Origin of the sequence: Brevibacterium sanguinis, assembly GCF_003315415.1 — a bacterium.
Classification (GTDB): domain Bacteria; phylum Actinomycetota; class Actinomycetes; order Actinomycetales; family Brevibacteriaceae; genus Brevibacterium; species Brevibacterium celere_A.
On sequence record NZ_QNSB01000010.1, the window covers coordinates 88,300 to 103,867 of the forward strand.

At 69.8% G+C, this 15,568-nt stretch carries 10 protein-coding genes; 4 read left to right on the forward strand and 6 right to left on the reverse strand.

Annotated elements, in window-relative coordinates:
- The first annotated feature begins 30 nt into the window (after nt 1-30).
- Together DFO65_RS13770 and DFO65_RS13775 are read left to right on the forward strand one after the other, a co-directional pair.
- Nucleotides 31-2,745, forward strand: a complete 2,715-nt coding sequence (locus DFO65_RS13770) for a M3 family metallopeptidase (RefSeq protein WP_245940777.1) — start codon at nt 31-33, stop codon at nt 2,743-2,745.
- A gap of 262 nt (nt 2,746-3,007) precedes the next feature.
- Complete coding sequence (locus DFO65_RS13775) at nt 3,008-3,628, forward strand: queuosine precursor transporter (RefSeq protein ID WP_113905047.1); 621 nt, start codon at nt 3,008-3,010, stop codon at nt 3,626-3,628.
- A gap of 284 nt (nt 3,629-3,912) precedes the next feature.
- Here the strand turns inward: DFO65_RS13775 and tgt are convergent, their stop codons facing one another.
- Nucleotides 3,913-5,217 (reverse strand): tRNA guanosine(34) transglycosylase Tgt, encoded by a 1,305-nt coding sequence (gene tgt, locus DFO65_RS13780; protein ID WP_220151299.1) that lies wholly within the window; start codon nt 5,215-5,217, stop codon nt 3,913-3,915.
- 314 nt (nt 5,218-5,531) lie between these two features.
- Between tgt and mmuM the strand changes: the two genes are divergently transcribed.
- Entirely contained in the window at nt 5,532-6,629 is a 1,098-nt protein-coding gene (gene mmuM, locus DFO65_RS13785) for a homocysteine S-methyltransferase (RefSeq protein ID WP_113905012.1), read from the forward strand.
- 18 nt (nt 6,630-6,647) lie between these two features.
- Here mmuM and DFO65_RS13790 read toward each other — a convergent pair whose 3' ends face one another.
- From DFO65_RS13790 to DFO65_RS13800, 3 genes are read right to left on the reverse strand one after another with little or no spacing between them, the layout of a single operon-like run.
- Nucleotides 6,648-8,117 (reverse strand): FAD-binding oxidoreductase, encoded by a 1,470-nt coding sequence (locus tag DFO65_RS13790; protein ID WP_113905013.1) that lies wholly within the window; start codon nt 8,115-8,117, stop codon nt 6,648-6,650.
- Complete coding sequence (locus DFO65_RS13795; RefSeq protein ID WP_113905014.1) at nt 8,117-9,283, reverse strand: aminotransferase class I/II-fold pyridoxal phosphate-dependent enzyme; 1,167 nt, start codon at nt 9,281-9,283, stop codon at nt 8,117-8,119. Before DFO65_RS13795 ends, DFO65_RS13790 begins: the two co-directional genes overlap by 1 nt.
- A gap of 21 nt (nt 9,284-9,304) precedes the next feature.
- Nucleotides 9,305-11,008 carry an amidohydrolase gene (locus DFO65_RS13800; RefSeq protein WP_245940779.1) on the reverse strand — a complete coding sequence of 568 codons (1,704 nt, stop codon included), beginning with the start codon at nt 11,006-11,008 and terminating at the stop codon, nt 9,305-9,307.
- A 228-nt stretch (nt 11,009-11,236) separates the two neighbouring features.
- On the opposite strand from DFO65_RS13800, the gene DFO65_RS13805 reads away from it, so the two are divergent.
- Nucleotides 11,237-12,712, forward strand: a complete 1,476-nt coding sequence (locus DFO65_RS13805; RefSeq protein WP_113905016.1) for a malate:quinone oxidoreductase — start codon at nt 11,237-11,239, stop codon at nt 12,710-12,712.
- 261 nt (nt 12,713-12,973) lie between these two features.
- Here the strand turns inward: DFO65_RS13805 and DFO65_RS13810 are convergent, their stop codons facing one another.
- Nucleotides 12,974-13,801 (reverse strand): bifunctional allantoicase/(S)-ureidoglycine aminohydrolase, encoded by an 828-nt coding sequence (locus DFO65_RS13810; RefSeq protein ID WP_113905017.1) that lies wholly within the window; start codon nt 13,799-13,801, stop codon nt 12,974-12,976.
- Between the two features lie 178 nt (nt 13,802-13,979).
- Nucleotides 13,980-15,329, reverse strand: coding sequence for a DUF6986 family protein (locus tag DFO65_RS13815; protein WP_113905018.1), 1,350 nt, complete (start codon nt 15,327-15,329; stop codon nt 13,980-13,982).
- Nucleotides 15,330-15,568 lie beyond the last annotated feature (239 nt).

Genomic DNA, 15,568 nt, shown 5'->3' on the forward strand with positions numbered 1-15,568 from the left:
GTGAACCGTGAAGAAAGTGGTACGTCGACGATGAGTTCCGAACCGAGAGACCTCGATGTCTGGGAAGCCTTCCTCGATCCGCAGGGCGAGTTCTCCCTTCCCGACTTCTCCGCAGTCACCGGCCCGGCTCTCCTCGACGCGGCCGCTGCGGCCTGCGACTTCGCCCGCGCGGAGGTCGAGGCGATCATCGCCGACGAGCACGATCCGACATTCGTCACGACGACCGTGCGCCTCGAATCGGCCACCGTGCCCATGGCCCGGCTCTCCGCCCTCATCCGCACCGTCGAGTCCAACCACCTCCGCCCCGAGCTCGCCGACGCCATCGCCGAGGTGTGGGCCCGGCTCTCGGCGACGGAGACCGAGATCCGGCTCGACGTCGACCTCTTCCACCGGATCGAGCAGGTCTCCGTCACCGATCTCAACCCGGAGGACAAACGCCACCAGGAGCTCACGGTCGACGCCTTCGTCCGGGCGGGAGCCCGCCTCGGCGAGGAGGACCGGGCGCAGATGGCGACGATCGTCGCCGAGCTCACGACGCTCGGCACCGCCTTCTCCCATGCCCTGCAGAAGGACACGCGGGACCTCGCCGTCCACCTCTCCACGGAGGAGCAGCTGGCGGGTCTGAGCGAGGAGCAGATCGCGGCCGCCGCGTCCCGGGCCGCCGAGCGCGGGGCACCGGGCTATCTCCTGCCGCTCAACAACTTCACCCAGCAGCTCGTCCTCGCCTCCGTCGAGGACCCTGAGACCCGGCGCAAGGTCCTCCACAACTCGATGGTTCGCGGCTCCCGCGGCGGCGAGGGGGACACCCGGACCCAGGTCGCCGACATCACCGCCCTGCGCGCTCTGCAGGCCAGGCTGCTCGGGTACTCGTCGTATTCGGCGTACGCGATCGACAACCAGACCGCGGGCGGCCCCGACGCGGCCGCCGACATCGTCACCTCGCTCATCGCCCCGGCGAATGCGCAGCTGAGCGCCGAGCTCGACGCCGTCCGGTCCCGCTACGGTCTCGACGAGATCGCCCGTGAGGACGTCATGCACTGGATCGCCCGGTACCGGCACGACGAGTTCGGCGTCGACGCCGAGGAGGTCGCCCGCTACTTCGAGTTCGACACCGTGCTCGACGACGGGGTCTTCCGGGCGGCGACCGGACTCTACGGCATCACCTTCGCACCCCGTGAGGGGATCGTCGGCTGGCACGAGGACGTGCGTGCCTTCGAGGTCACCGACACGAACGACCGGACGCTGGGGCTCATCCTCCTCGACCCCTACTCACGCGACACCAAGCAGGGGGGCGCCTGGATGGACCAGCTGGTGACGAGTTCACGACTGACAGGACTCCTCCCGGTCGTCACGCTCTCGCTCAACCTCGCGAAACCGGGGCCTGACCGGCCCACGCTCCTGTCCCCGACCGAGCTGACGACGCTCTTCCACGAGTTCGGCCATGTCCTCCATGGGCTGTTCGCGAACTCCACCTATCCGTCGACGGCGGGAACGGCAGTGCCCCGGGACTATGTCGAGTTCCCCTCCCAGCTCAACGAGATGTGGCGCTTCCACCCGCAGGTGCTCCCCCACTACGCTCGCCACGTCACCACCGGTGAGCCGATGCCCGCGGAGATGGTCGAGGCCCTCATCGCCTCGGAGTCCTTCGGCCAGGGCTTCGCGACGATCGAGTACCTGGCGGCGGCGATGCTCGACCTGTCCTGGCACTCCCTCGAGGCCGGGGAGCACATCGCCGACGTCCTGTCCTTCGAGTCCGAGGTGCTCGCCGCGGCCGGCTTCTCCCCCGTCGTGCCTCCCCGCTACCGCAGCACCTACTTCGGCCACATCTTCGCCTCCGGCTACGCCGCCGGATACTACTCCTACCTGTACTCGGAGGTCATCGCGGCCTGGGTGAGCGAATGGTTCGAGGACCAGGGCGGGCTCAACCGGGAGGCCGGAGAGGCGTTCCGCGAGGCGATCCTCGCCCCGGGCCATTCGGTCGATCCGATGAGCGCGATCGAGAAGTTCTTCGGCACCCGGCCCGATGTCGCACCGCTGCTGCGCCGGCGGGGGCTCGCCGAGCCGGTCGCGGCGGACGACGGCGAAGAGTCGGCGGATCCAGCGGGGCCGGCGGATCCAGCGGGGTCCGCTGGGTCGGCGGGGTCGGCGGTCGGTGCGGATCACGCTGGGTCTGCGGGTCCGGCGGTCGACCCGGCTGCCGGGGCTCCCGAGAGCACTGCGGACAGCGCGGGCACCTCGTCGGTTCGGGGCCCCCGGGCTCATCCCAATCACGACGCCGTGTCCCAGGTGCTGCGCGCGCACGGCATCGAACCGCGGATCACGCTGTTCCACGAGCCGGCCACGACGGCGGTCGCAGCTGCCGAGAAGCTCGGCATCGACGTCGGTGCCATCGCCAACAGCCTGATCTTCCAGGTCGCGGGCGAACCGGTGCTCATCATGACGTCGGGAGCCCATCGCGTCGACACCGCCCACGTCGCCGGCCTCCTCGGCGTCGACTCCCTCGACCGGGCGGACAAGGATCTGGTGAAGTCCGCGACGGGGCAGGTCATCGGCGGCGTGGCCCCGTGCGGGCACCCGCAGTCGATCCCCACTTATGTCGATGTGGCCCTGCGGGACTACCCTGTTCTCTGGGCTGCCGCCGGCACGCCCAATTCGATGATGCCGCTGAGCTATGACGAGCTGCTGCGGATCACCGCCGGAAAGGAGATCACCGTTGTCAGAGAGAACACCGAACGCGAACAGTGAGAGCACGGGAGCATCTGGGAGGCCGGATCGTGAGCACGTGCCTGGGCAGCCGGGTCGCGACGACGATCCGGCGGTAAACACCCAGCTCCCCGCCGACCACCTCGGCGACTCCCATCCCGACTCCGACGCTCTGTCCGAGAGCGACAGCCCCCGCGCCCTCCCCGAGACCGACAGCTTCGGCGCTTCCGCCCATCTTCCCGAGACCGAGACCGCGGGGCACCGCCTCGCCGCCTTCGCCTCCTCGCGTGGCCGCTACTACGCGATCATCCTCGCCGTGTTCGCCGCGGTGCTCATCATCTCCAACATCTCCGCCACCAAGGTCATCGGCTTCGGACCGATCGTCACCGACGGCGGCGCCTTCCTCTTCCCGATCGCCTACATCCTCGGCGACGTCATCAGCGAGGTCTACGGCTTCAAGGCCGCGCGCAAGGCCGTCATCACCGGTTTCGCCCTGCAGATCCTCGCGACACTTGTGTTCTGGCTCGTCCTCATCTCACCTCCGGGTCCGGGGTACGAGAACCAGGAGGCCTTCGCCGCCGTGCTCGGCTTCTACCCGCGCATCGTCGCGGCCTCGCTGGTCGGGTACGTCGTCGGCCAGCTGCTCAACTCCTACGTCCTCGTCGCGGTGAAGAAGCGCATGGGCGAGCAGAAGCTCTGGGTCCGCTTGCTCACCTCGACGGGCGTCGGTGAGTTCGCCGACACGCTCATCTTCTGCACGATCGCGTTCGCCGGGGTCATCCCGGGAATGAGCTTCGTCAACTACGTCATCGTCGGATTCGTCTACAAGGTCGCCGTCGAGATCATCCTGCTGCCGGTCACGTACCGCGTCATCACCGTGGTCAAGCGGCACGAACCGAGCTACGAGCCACAGCCCTCGGCCTAGCCGAAAGGGCCCATCGCTTCTGATGCTGTACATCTGTTCCGGAACAGATGTACAGCATCAGAAGTGATGTGACTCGCTCGTGGCCCAATCTCGCCGAAAGCCGGCCGCACTCGTCAGAGGCAGGCCGCACCGGGAATCACGGTCGGCGCCGGTTCTGCTTCACCCCTGATGCAGGGCGCCCACCGTTCGATTCACATCTGAGGCCGGCCGCGGATGTCCGTTTCACAATCGGTGCAGTCGTTCAGGTTTGAATCCGAACGACTGCATCGAATGTGAAGCGACGTTCAGATCCTCTTCGCGTAGTAGCGCCCGAGGACCTCCGCCTCGAACTCCGCGAATCGTCCGTCCTCGATCGACTGCCGGATCTCGTCGACGAGTCCGACGATGAACGCCTCGTTGTGGATCGTGCACAGCGTCGAGAACAGCATCTCCTTCGCCTTGTAGAGGTGCCGCAGATACGCCCTGGAGTAGTTCGAGCAGGTGTAGCAGCGGCACTCGGGGTCAAGGGGCCCGAAGTCGCGACGGTATTTTGCTCCGGTGAGATTGAAGCGGCCGTCGCGGGTATAGATCGCCGCGTTGCGCGCGACCCGCGAGGGCGAGACGCAGTCGAAGGTGTCGGCACCCGTTCTGATCGCCTCGAACAGGTCGTCGGGCTCGGAGATGCCGAGCAGATGGCGCGGCTTGTCCTCCGGCAGCTCCTCGCACACCCACGTGATGATCGTGCCGAGGTTCTCCTTCTCCAGCGCCCCGCCGATCCCGAACCCGTCGAAATCCATCGCACCGAGGTCGCGGGCCGCCTTGCGCCGCAGATCCTCGTACTGCGCGCCCTGGAGCACGCCGAAGAGCGCCTGATAGGGCCGGTGCGTGCGCTCGGCGGTCAGGCGCTGGTGCTCCTCGATGCAGCGGATCGCCCACAGCCGGGTCCGCTCGAGCGACGTCTCCTGATAGCCGCGGGTGTTGACGAGGGTGGTGAGCTCATCGAAGGCGAACATGATGTCCGCGCCGAGCTCATGCTGCACCCGCATCGACACCTCCGGAGTGAACCGGTGCATCGTGCCGTCGAGATGCGATTTGAACGTCACCCCGTCGTCATCGACGCGGGACAGCCGGTCCTTGCCCGCGGCGACGAGGTCGTCGTTCTGCTCCCCCGTCGACTCCATCGAGATGACCTTCTTGAACCCCGCGCCGAGGCTCATCACCTGGAACCCGCCGGAATCCGTGAACGTCGGGCCCGGCCAGTTCATGAAGGCGCCGAGCCCGCCGGCCTCGTCGATGAGGTCCGAACCCGGCTGCAGGTAGAGGTGGTAGGCGTTGGCGAGCACGGCCTGCCCGCCGAGTTCGGCCACCTCGTCGGGACGCACCGCCTTGACGGTGGCCTTGGTGCCGACCGGGATGAACGCAGGCGTGCGGATGTCCCCGTGCGGGGTGTGGATGACGCCGGTGCGCCCGCCCGACTCGAGCCGGGTGCCGATCTCGAATCCGAACCGCGCGCGATCGTTGACGGGCAGCGCGGACGGGGCCGGGGACGCAGCCTCCGCGGAGGAGGCGTCGTGAGGTGCAGGCGCGGAGCTCGACGATGTGGGCGTCATCGCCGGCGTAGTCATCGACGCCGCCGGCGCGGAGCTCGCCGACGTCGGCGCGCTCGTCTCAGATGGTGCAGAGGATTCGATTCGGGTCACCGGACAAGCTTAACTGGGACCGGAATCGCCGCTGAATCACGCGCAGCGCCCCGACGGGTGCAGGACCCAGATGGGTGCAGGACCCCGGGCGCAGGATCCCCGCGGGCGCAGGCTCCCGCGAGGGCAGGACCCCGTGCAGGACCCCGTGCAGGACCCAGACGGGTGCAGGACCCGATGAGGGCGCGATTCCGCCGATCGACCGACCACCGCTGCGGAGGACACCGATGTCTGAAACCCTCACCCACCTGCTCGACCGCTCCCTGAGCTCGGGCGACCCCATCGTCATCGACGGAGCACTCGGCACGGCACTCGAGTCACGTGGCATCGACCTCGATCACGAGCTGTGGTCGGCCGGACTGCTCCGCGACGACCCCGAGGCCATCGCCGAGGTGCACCGCGACTACATCAGAGCCGGCGCGCGGATCATCACCACGGCCAGCTATCAGGCGACGCCGCTCGGCTTCGCGTCCCTGGGTCTGTCCCCGGACGAGGGCCGGACGCTCATCGCCCGCAGCGTCGAGGTGGCCCGCGCGGCACGGGCCGACACGGACTCCGCGACGCACTCCCGCACCCGCGCCGCCGCCGACGCGGGTGCGAACCCCGGTGCCGCCGAGGTCCTCGTCGCGGGATCGGTCGGCCCGTATGGAGCGGCCCTCGGCGACGGTGCCGAGTACACCGGCGACTACTCGCTCACGCCCGCTGAGTTCGCCGAGTTCCACCGGCCCCGGATCGCGGCCCTCGTCGACGCGGGCGCGGATCTGCTCGCGATCGAGACCCAGCCGCACCTCACCGAGATCGAGGCCCTCTGCACCCTCGCCGACGAGCACTCCGCCCCCGCGTGGCTGAGCGTGACGCTGGCCGACGGCGAGCACCTTGCCGACGGCTCTCCCCTGACCGCCCTCGCCGAGGTGGTGTCCGCGCACGAGTCGATCCGCGCGGTCGGGGTCAACTGCGTCTCGCCCTCCCTCGTCGCCCCGGCCCTGCGAGCGCTGGCCGGCGCGACCGCCCTCCCGCTCATCGCCTACCCGAACTCGGGCGAGGTCTACGATGCGCGGACCATGGAGTGGCGAACCCCGGAGGATTCCGGGCGCAGCCCGGTCCACCTCGGTGAGGAGGCTCCGGACGATCCCGGCACGGGTGCCGGGGGCGGTGCCGGCGGCGACGTCGCGGAGAGCGCCGACGGCGCCGCCGCCGATCCCGGCGGAGGGACCACGACGTTCCCGATCGAGGACTGGGCTCGGCTGGGAGCGCTGCTCATCGGCGGCTGCTGCCGGACCGGTCCGGCGGACATCGCCGGCATCGCTCGCCGGCTGACCGCGTGACCGTGCCGACGCGGCGGCTCAGGTGAACACCTTCCCGGGGTTGAGGATCCCCAGCGGGTCGAGGGCCTCCCGGATGCGCCGATGCAGGAGCGCCGCCCCGGCGTCGAGCTCACGGTCGAGCCAGTCGCGTTTGAGGTACCCGACACCGTGCTCGCCCGTGATCGTCCCGCCGAGGTCGAGGCCCAGCTGCATGATCTCGGCGAACGCGGCCTGCGCCGCGGCGGTGCTCTCCTCGTCGCGGGCGTCGAAGATCACCGTTGGATGCATGTTCCCGTCCCCGGCATGCCCCGCGGTGAAGATCTCGACACCTCGGGCGGCCTCGATCGCCTCGAGTCGGGAGAAGAACTCGCCGAGTCGGGAGCGCGGGATGCAGATGTCGTCGATGAGCTCGCCCCCGCCGACGAGGTGCGCCTGCCGCTCGAGCGCCGGGGACACGGCGCGGCGGGCCGCGACGAGCAGTTCGCTGTCGGCCGGGTCATCGGAGAAGTGGACCTCGAGTCCGCCGTTGCGTTCGGCGATCTCCTGGAAGGCCTCGAGCTCGGCCACCGCCGACTGCCCCGGGGCGTTCGACTGGACGAGGAGGAGCGCTCCCGCGGCAGCGGGCAGCCCGAAGTTGCCGTAGGCGTTGATCGCGCGGATGGTGCGGCCGTCGAGGAGCTCGAGCATCGAGGGTCCGGCGCCCGAGGCCATGTACTCGGCCACCGCGGTTCCCGCCGATGCGGTGTCGGGGAAGAGGCCGACGGCGGTCAGGGCCGGGGGCATCGCCGCCCGCAGAGCCAGGGTGATCTCGACGATGACGCCCAGGGTCCCCTCCGAACCGACGAAGAGCGCGGCCAGGTCGAGTCCGGCCACGCCCTTCGCCGTCGAGCGTCCCAGTGTCGTGACCGTGCCGTCGGCGAGCACGACGGTCATCCCGCGCACGTAGTCCTTGGTCACGCCGTACTTCACGCAGCACATGCCGCCGGCGTTGGTGGCGACGTTCCCGCCGATGGTCGAGATCGCGACCGACCCCGGATCGGGCGGGTAGGCCAGCCCGTGCTCGGCGAGGGCGTTCTTGAGGTCCTGGTTGATCACTCCCGGCTGCACCCGGCAGGTCTGCTCGAGAGGGTCGATCGCGAGGATCTCGTCCATCCTCGCGACGTCGAGGAGCAGGCAGCCGTCGACGGCGTTCGCCGCTCCCGACAGCCCGGTCCGCGCCCCCTGGGTGACCACGGGGAGGCGGTGCGCCGAGGCGAAGCGCATCGTCGCGACGACATCGTCGACCGTACGGGCCCGGACCAGACCCCGAGCAGTGCCGACGGGACAGAACAGCGCCTTGTCGAAGGAGTGGGAGGCGACGACCTCCGGATCGGTGACGAGCGCCCCGGCGCTCAGCCGTGCCGCGAGCTCACCGAGGTCGGGCGTGTCCGAGTCGGTGCGGACGGCAGCGTGGGCCCTGGAACAGCCCGGGTGCGGGCCGTCGGCGCCAGTGGCGGTGTCCGGGCCCATCAGTCGGCGTCTGCGGGCTCGGCCGCCGCGGGACGACCCGAGTCACCGGGCTCGGCCGCCGCGGCACGGCCCGAGTCATCGGCCGTCTCGCCGGACCCGAGCAGCTCGGCGGCCACCGCCGTGACGCGGTCGAGCGCCTCATCGGGGCCGATGCTGACCCGCACCCCGCCCTGGAGCCGCCGGATCGCGACGGCCCGGGAGGCGCATGCGTCCTCGAACGCGACCGCGTCGGCGTCGTCGAGCGCGATCCACACGTAGTTGCCCTGGGCGTCGGGGACGTGGCAGCCGAGGCGCCGCAGATCCTCGGCGAACCGGTCGCGGACCGCGGCGATCTCCTTGGCCCGCACGAGCACCTCGTCGACCCGGGCCAGTGACTCCCGGGCCGCCGCCTGCGCTCCGGCGGTGACACCGAAGGGCGCGACGACCTGGCGCAGGGCCGCGGCGACCTCGGGATCGGCGATCCCGTAGCCCACCCGCAGTCCGGCCAGTCCGTGCGCCTTGGAGAACGTGCGGACGACGACGAGGTTCGGGTGCGTGCGGTAGGCCTCGACCCCGGCGACCGCCTCGGCGTCGGTGGAGAACTCCCAGTACGCCTCGTCGAGGCCGACGAGGACGTTCGGGGGGACCTCGGCCATGAAGCCCTCGAACTCCTCCCGCCGGATCGACGGTCCGGTCGGGTTGTTCGGGGAGCAGAGGAGGACCAGCCGCGTGGTGTCGTCGATCTGCGCGGCCATCCCCGGGAAGTCGTGGCGGCCGTCGGCCAGCAGCGGAACGGCGCGCTTCTCGGCGCCCCGTGCCGAGGCGAGGATCGGGTACATCTCGAACGAGGGCCAGGGGTAGACGACCGAGGTGCCCGCCTCGAGAGTGATGTTCGTCAGCGCCGAGAGCACCTCGGAGGCACCAGCGCCGGGCACCACCTCGGCGGTGTCGACCTCCGCGTAGGCGGCGATGTCGCCGACGAGACCGGTGGCCTTCGGATCGGGATAGCTGGCCGGGACCTCTCCGGCCGCGGCGATGACGTCGAGGATCCCGGGCAGCGGCGGCAGGTGGTGCTCGTTCGAGGAGAGCTTGAACGGGGTCAGCCCCGGCGCGCCCGCGGGCGGCTTGCCGGGGACATAGGCGGGGAAATCGCCCAGGGCGGAACGGAGCGAGAATCGAGTTGACATGGGACCATCGTGACACAGGCCTCAGTGCCGGTGCACGACCTGTCCGGCGACCATCGTCATCCGCACGGTGCCCTCCCGCAGCGAATCGAGCCCGAGGACGAAGGGATCGGCGTCGAGGACCGTGAGGTCGGCGGCGAAGCCGGGGCGCAGAGCCCCTCGACGTTCTCCCTCTCCCGAGGCGATCGCCGCGTCCCGGGTCGCATGGAGGATCGCGGCGGTGAGGCCGACGGCGAGCTCGGGTTCGTTCGCCGCGAGGCTCGGGTCCAGTGCGGACTTCCGGGTGGTGGCGATGTAGAGGTTGGGCAGGGCCTCGTGCGGGGCGGTCGGGGTGTCGGTGGAGAACGCGAGGAGGGCGCCGGCGTCCTCGTACTCGGGCCAGGCGAAGCCGCGCCGGGCGCGCTCGGGACCGACCAGCTCGGTCCAGTTGTCGCGGATCGCGGCATCCGTGTGCACCGGCTGCATCGATGCGGTGATCCCCAGGGCGGCGAGGCGCTCGGCGGTTCCCGGTGCCGCGTACTCGAGGTGCTCGATGCGGTGTCGCCGGGGCTTCTCCCCGTTGACGCGCACCGCCGACTCGAGGGCGCGGATGGCGATGTCGATCGCCTCGTCGCCGATCGCGTGGAGGGCGATCTGGAGGTCCGCGGCATCGGCGGCGACGACGACGGGCTCGAGGTCGGCCAGGGGCCAGATCGGGTCCGCGTTGCGTCCGTTCGTAAACGGCTCGCTCATCGTCGCGGTGCATGCGTCGATCGTCCCGTCGATGATGCACTTGATGCCCGCGACCCGCAGCCCCGACGGCATCCCGGCCCGGGCCAGGTCGATCGCCCGGTCGACCTGCGCGAGGTTGCGGCTGCGATCGCCGGTGTTGTTGACCCGCCAGTGAGCGATGACGTTCATCGGCAGCTCACCGCCGTGGCGCTCACGGGCGCGAGCGAAGGCGGCGAGGTCGACCTCGCCGAGGCCCATGTCGACGGCGGTGGTCACTCCGGCCTCGAGGTAGGCGGTGAAGACCCGCTCCAGGGCGTCGTCCTCGGAGGCCTCGTCGCTGACCTCGTCGAGGTGGTTCCAGGCGAACTCGCCGGCCGCGGTCTCGTAGAGCATGCCGGTGGCATCGCCGTTCGCATCGCGTTCGATCTCACCGCCGACCGGGTCGGGGGTCTCGCGGTCGATGCCCATCTCCGCCAGCGCGGCCGAGTTGACCCAGCAGGAGTGGTAGTCGTTGGCGTCGAGGTAGACCGGGATGTCGGGGATGACCTCGTCGATCATCGCCGCGGTCGGCGCATTGCCCGGCACGGCGTCGAAGAGCCAGCCGCGGCCGAGGATGCGCGGCGCCTGCGGGTCGGCCTCGCGAGCGGCGACGAGGCGGGACCGGATCTCGTCGAGGTCGCCGGCGTCGGTGAGCGGGACCCGGGCCAGCGCCTCGCCGGTGCCGAGGATGTGAGCGTGGCCGTCGACGAACCCGGGCAGCACGAGCCGGCCCTCCAGGTCGACCTCGGTGACGGCGGTTCCCGTCTCGGCGGCTCTCTCCTCGGCGGCGGTGCTGGCCTCGGTCGCGGTGCCGACGAAGAGGATCGTGCCGGCATCGACGACGAGCGCCTCGGCGAAGGCCGGTTCACGGTCGGGGCGGGCATGACCGGGGCGGGAGCGGTCGGGGCGGGAGCGGTCCGCCTCGCCCTCCTGCTCACCGAGGAAGACCTGACCATTGTGAAAGAGGGTGATTGCCACGCCGTTCTCCTGTCGACACCTGCTATTGGCTGTTTGACCAATACTAGCCATTGTGGCGGCGAACTCCCACCGTGAGCCACTCCACTCCGCGCACGCGCCCCGACTCGGCTCTCCTGTGATAATGGTCTCCGGGGATGCGGAGGAGGCCGCCCGGGTTCGGGTTCGCTGTTGCCGAAGAGTAATGTTTGAGACAGAACTTCAAGTCAGTGACGAGGAATGAGAGTCGAAATGCCCTCAGCGCAGGAAAAGGTCGACGTTGTCTTGATCGGCAGCGGCATCATGAGCTCCACTTTGGGGGCCATGCTGACCGAACTTCAGCCGGATTGGGAGATCCGGGTCTACGAGAAGCTCGACTACGTGGCGAAGGAGAGCTCCGACCCCTGGAACAACGCGGGCACCGGCCACGCTGCCCTGTGCGAGCTCAACTACACCCCTGAGGACGAGAACGGCCACATCGATCTCAAGAAGGCCTCCGAGATCAACGAGCAGTTCCACCACTCCCGCCAGTATTGGTCGCATCTCATCGACAACGGCGTCCTCACCGACCCGAAGAGCTTCATCAACCCCGTCCCCCACATCAGCTACGGCCGGGGCCAGAAGGGTCGCGACTACATCAGGAACCGTCGCGAGCAGATGGTCCGCAATCCCCTCTTCGCCGAGATGGAGTTCACCGACGATCCCGCCACCCAGGCCGAGTGGCTGCCCCTGATGTTCGAGGGCCGCGGCCCCGGTCAGGTCAACGGCATCTCCCGCACGCAGATCGGCACCGACGTCGACTTCGGCTCACTCTCGCGCCAGCTGCTCAGCTACGTCGCCGACAAGGGCGCCGCCATCCGCACCGGCCATCAGGTCACCGACCTCGAACGGTCGTCCGACGGCTGGCTGGTCACCGTCAAGGACCTGCTCTCGCGGGAGACGCATAAGGTCAACGCCAAGTTCGTCTTCGTCGGCGCCGGCGGCGGCGCTCTGCCCCTGCTCCAGAAGTCCGGCATCCCCGAAGGGCGCGGCTACGGAGGCTTCCCCGTCTCCGGCATGTTCCTGCGGACCTCGAACCCGGAGCTCGTCGAGGCGCACCACGCCAAGGTCTACGGACAGGCCTCGTTCGGGGCCCCCGCGATGTCGGTGCCGCACCTCGACACCCGCGTCGTCGACGGGAAGAAGTACCTCCTGTTCGGCCCCTACGCCGGCTTCTCCCCGAAGTTCCTCAAGCGCGGACGCTTTACGGACCTCCCGTTCTCGGTCCGCGGCAACAATCTGCCGACGATGCTCAACGTCGCCAAGGACAACGTCGACCTCGTCACGTACCTGCTCGGCGAGCTGACGGCGACGAAGTCCGCCCGGTTCGCCGCCATGAACGAGTTCATCCCGAACGTCGAGCCGCGCGACTGGGAGCTCATCCACGCCGGCCAGCGCGTCCAGGTGATGAAGAAGGACCCGAAGAAGGGCGGAGTCCTCGGCTTCGGCACCGAGCTCGTGTCCTCGGCCGACGGATCGATCGCGGCTCTGCTCGGCGCCTCCCCGGGCGCCTCGACGGCGGTGTCGATCATGCTCAACCTGCTCAAGTCCTGCTTCCCGCGCCAGTACGAGACCTGGACGCCGGCGCTCAAGGACATGATCCCCTCGCACGGCCACAGCCTCGCCGAGGACGAGACCCTGCTCAAGGAGCTCTCCGAGTACACGGCCCGCACCCTGCAGCTCATCTGAGCCGGACCGGCCCGACACTGCGGGCCGGCCGGGAGGGTTCCGCCGACGAGAAGTGCCCAGGCGCTGGATGAACCAGCACCTGGGCACTTCTCCGTCCGCCGATCGGCTCGGATCCGGACCGAACCCGAGCGGGTTCGGCCCGAGCCGGCCGGGTTCAGCGACCGTCGCCGGCCCGAACCCATCGAGTGACCGGCGCCGGCCCGAACCCATCCAGGTTCAGCGGTCGGCGCTCAGACCGCGACCGAGTTCACCGGGGGAGACTCAGAGCTCGACCTGGCGATTGACGTCCTTGTAGAGCAGGTAGCGGAAGCGTCCGGGTCCCCCGGCGTAGCAGGCCTGCGGGCAGAAGGCGCGCATCGAGATGAAGTCACCCTCCTGCACCTCGACCCAGTCGCCGTTGAGACGGTAGACGGCCTTGCCCTCGAGCACGTAGAGGCCGTGCTCCATCTCATGGGTCTCCGCGAACGGGATCACGGCGCCGGCCTCGAAGGTGACGATGTTGACGTGCATGTCATAGGCGACGTTCGCCGGATCGAGCGGCCGCGTCGTGCGCCAGCGACCATCGGTGCCGGGCATCGGCGAGGGCTCGACATCGGCCTCGTTGCCGAAGGCGGCCTCGGGCACCAGGCCCTCGACGGGCTGGTAGCGCTTGCGCACCCAATGGAAGCGGGCCGCCTCGTCGCCGGTCGACTTGAGGCTCCACTCGGAGCCGGCGGGGAGGAACGCGAACCCGCCGGGGGTGAGGTGGTGGGTCTGACCCTCATGCGTGATGTCGACCTCGCCGGCCATGAGGAAGATGAATCCCTCGACCTCGGGCTGCGGTTCGGGCTTCTCGGCACCGCCGCCGGGGGCGACTTCGAGGATCGTCTGCGAGAACGTCACCGCTCCCCCGGCGACCGGCTTGCTGAGCACCCAGGAGCGGGTGTCCGTCCACTCGGGCAGCACCGAGGTGACGATGTCGCGCAGCACACCGCGCGGGATCACGGTGTAGGCCTCGGTGACGATCGCGCGGTCCGTGAGCAGGTCCGACTGCGGCGGGTGCCCGCCGGTGGGAGCCCAGTAGGTGTAGGGATCGGTCGTCAGTGTCATGTGATCATCTTCTCCTTCGAATCGACTTCGTGCTTCGTCTCTCTGTGGTCTTCCCTCGCCGAGGCGGGACCTCGGCGAGGTACGGCCCGTGCGGTCAGCGGGCCGTACGGTCAGCGGGCCGCGTGGTGAGCGGGCCGTGTGGTGAGCGCGGTCGGCGGGGCGAGCGGCCCCGCCGGTGTCACTCGGGCTTGCCGGTGCGGGCGAGGTTCATGAGGACCTCGACCGGGACGTTCGTGCGTTCGCACACCTCGTCCTCGGCGTGGGCGCCGCAGGACAGTCCGCGGGTCAGGTACCGGGCGAGGGCCTTGGCGGTGGCCGGCTCGTCGAGGACAGAGGAGTCCTCCTTGTGCACGTAATTGCGCAGGCGCTTCGCCGCGGCCTCGAGACCTTCCCGGTAGAAGCGGAAGGTGGCGAGGAACCGGGTCGGCAGCTGGTGGGGATGCAGATCCCAGCCCTGGTAGATGCCCTGCTTGAGGTGCCGGCGGACGAGACCGGCATGGAGGCTCCAGGCGCGCTGGATGTCCTCGGGCTCCCCGAGCGGGAGGATGTTCGTCGACCCGTCCGAGAGGTGGACCCCGGTGCCTGCGACGGCCAGCATCATCTGGTTCTTCGCGAAGTCGGCGACCGGGTGGTCCATCGCCTGGTAGGCGGCGGCCACTCCGAGCGAGGCCGAGTAGTCGTAGGTGCCGTAGTGCAGGGAGGTGATCCGCCCGTCCCCGGCATGGAGCGCGGAGGCGACCGGCACGGTCCCGTCGGCGCCGAGGATGAGCTGCGGGGTCTCGACCTGGACCTCGAAGGTGATCGATCCGGCGGGCAGGCCGTGCTCGGATTCGAGGGCGCGGCAGGCGATGACCATGGCGGTGACCTGGTCGACCGTGCTCACCTTCGGCAGCGTGAGCACGAGCTGTGCCGGCAGGGAGCCGTGGGCCTCGATGACCGAGGAGAGGAACAGGTCGAGGGTGCGCAGCCCGCGCGCCCGGGTGTCCGCCTCGAGGCACTTGAATCGGATGCCGATGAAGGCGGGAGCGGTGGGTTCGGCGAGTGCGGCGACGGCGATCCGTCCGGCCTCGGGGGCCCAGGTGTCCTCGGCCTCGTCGCCCTGATGCCCGAACCCGTCCTCGAAATCCAGGCGCAGGTCCTCGATCGGCTCGGTCCGCAGCTTCTCGGTGACGGCGTTGGCCAGCAGCTCCGCCTCCCGGGCGACCTGGTGGAGGCTCATCAGCGCCTGGTTCGCCGGAGCACCGGACTCCTTGCGGGCCGCGACGATGACCCTCTCGGCCAGCTGCACCATTCCGCCGTTGTCGTCGACGAAGGTCAGCGCCTGCTCGCCCCACTCGCGCGGCAGGGTCGGGCTCGAGAGGTGCGCCGGGACGTACACGGTGTGCACGGGCTGGCGGACGTCTCGGTCGCCTGGGTATCGGGTGCTCAACAGCTCATCCGTGTCTGCGAGGAGAGCATCGATTTCGTTGAGCGCTGACTGATTCACTTTCACATTCTCTTTCGTTGCACGGACTGGACGGCTCGCCATTGATTCGCGGTCGGTTCGACCCATTGTCTCCCATTCCCCGCCGCGGCGTGACGCGGTCCCCCGCACGGCGGGAGACCGCGGTCACGGGAGCACAGGGGCGGCCGTGGCTCGGCGACGGCCGGCTCGAGTCGCCGGGCTCGGCGGCGCGGGAACCCGGGCGCCGCCTCGGCGAGGATCCTGAGCTTGGGCCGGGGACTGCCGTTCGCCTCGGCGAGGGGACCTGAGCTCCCGTCAGGACT

Bases quoted from the DNA above. Each gene is read 5' to 3' on its own strand.
- DFO65_RS13770 (WP_245940777.1), top strand. From the start codon at position 31: ATGAGTTCCGAACCGAGAGACCTCGATGTCTGGGAAGCCTTCCTCGAT.
- tgt (WP_220151299.1), bottom strand. From the start codon at position 5,217: ATGACGCCCACATCGTCGAGCTCCGCGCCTGCACCTCACGACGCCTCC.
- mmuM (WP_113905012.1), top strand. From the start codon at position 5,532: ATGTCTGAAACCCTCACCCACCTGCTCGACCGCTCCCTGAGCTCGGGC.
- DFO65_RS13790 (WP_113905013.1), bottom strand. From the start codon at position 8,117: ATGGGCCCGGACACCGCCACTGGCGCCGACGGCCCGCACCCGGGCTGT.
- DFO65_RS13795 (WP_113905014.1), bottom strand. From the start codon at position 9,283: ATGTCAACTCGATTCTCGCTCCGTTCCGCCCTGGGCGATTTCCCCGCC.
- DFO65_RS13805 (WP_113905016.1), top strand. From the start codon at position 11,237: ATGCCCTCAGCGCAGGAAAAGGTCGACGTTGTCTTGATCGGCAGCGGC.
- DFO65_RS13810 (WP_113905017.1), bottom strand. From the start codon at position 13,801: ATGACACTGACGACCGATCCCTACACCTACTGGGCTCCCACCGGCGGG.
- DFO65_RS13815 (WP_113905018.1), bottom strand. From the start codon at position 15,329: ATGGCGAGCCGTCCAGTCCGTGCAACGAAAGAGAATGTGAAAGTGAAT.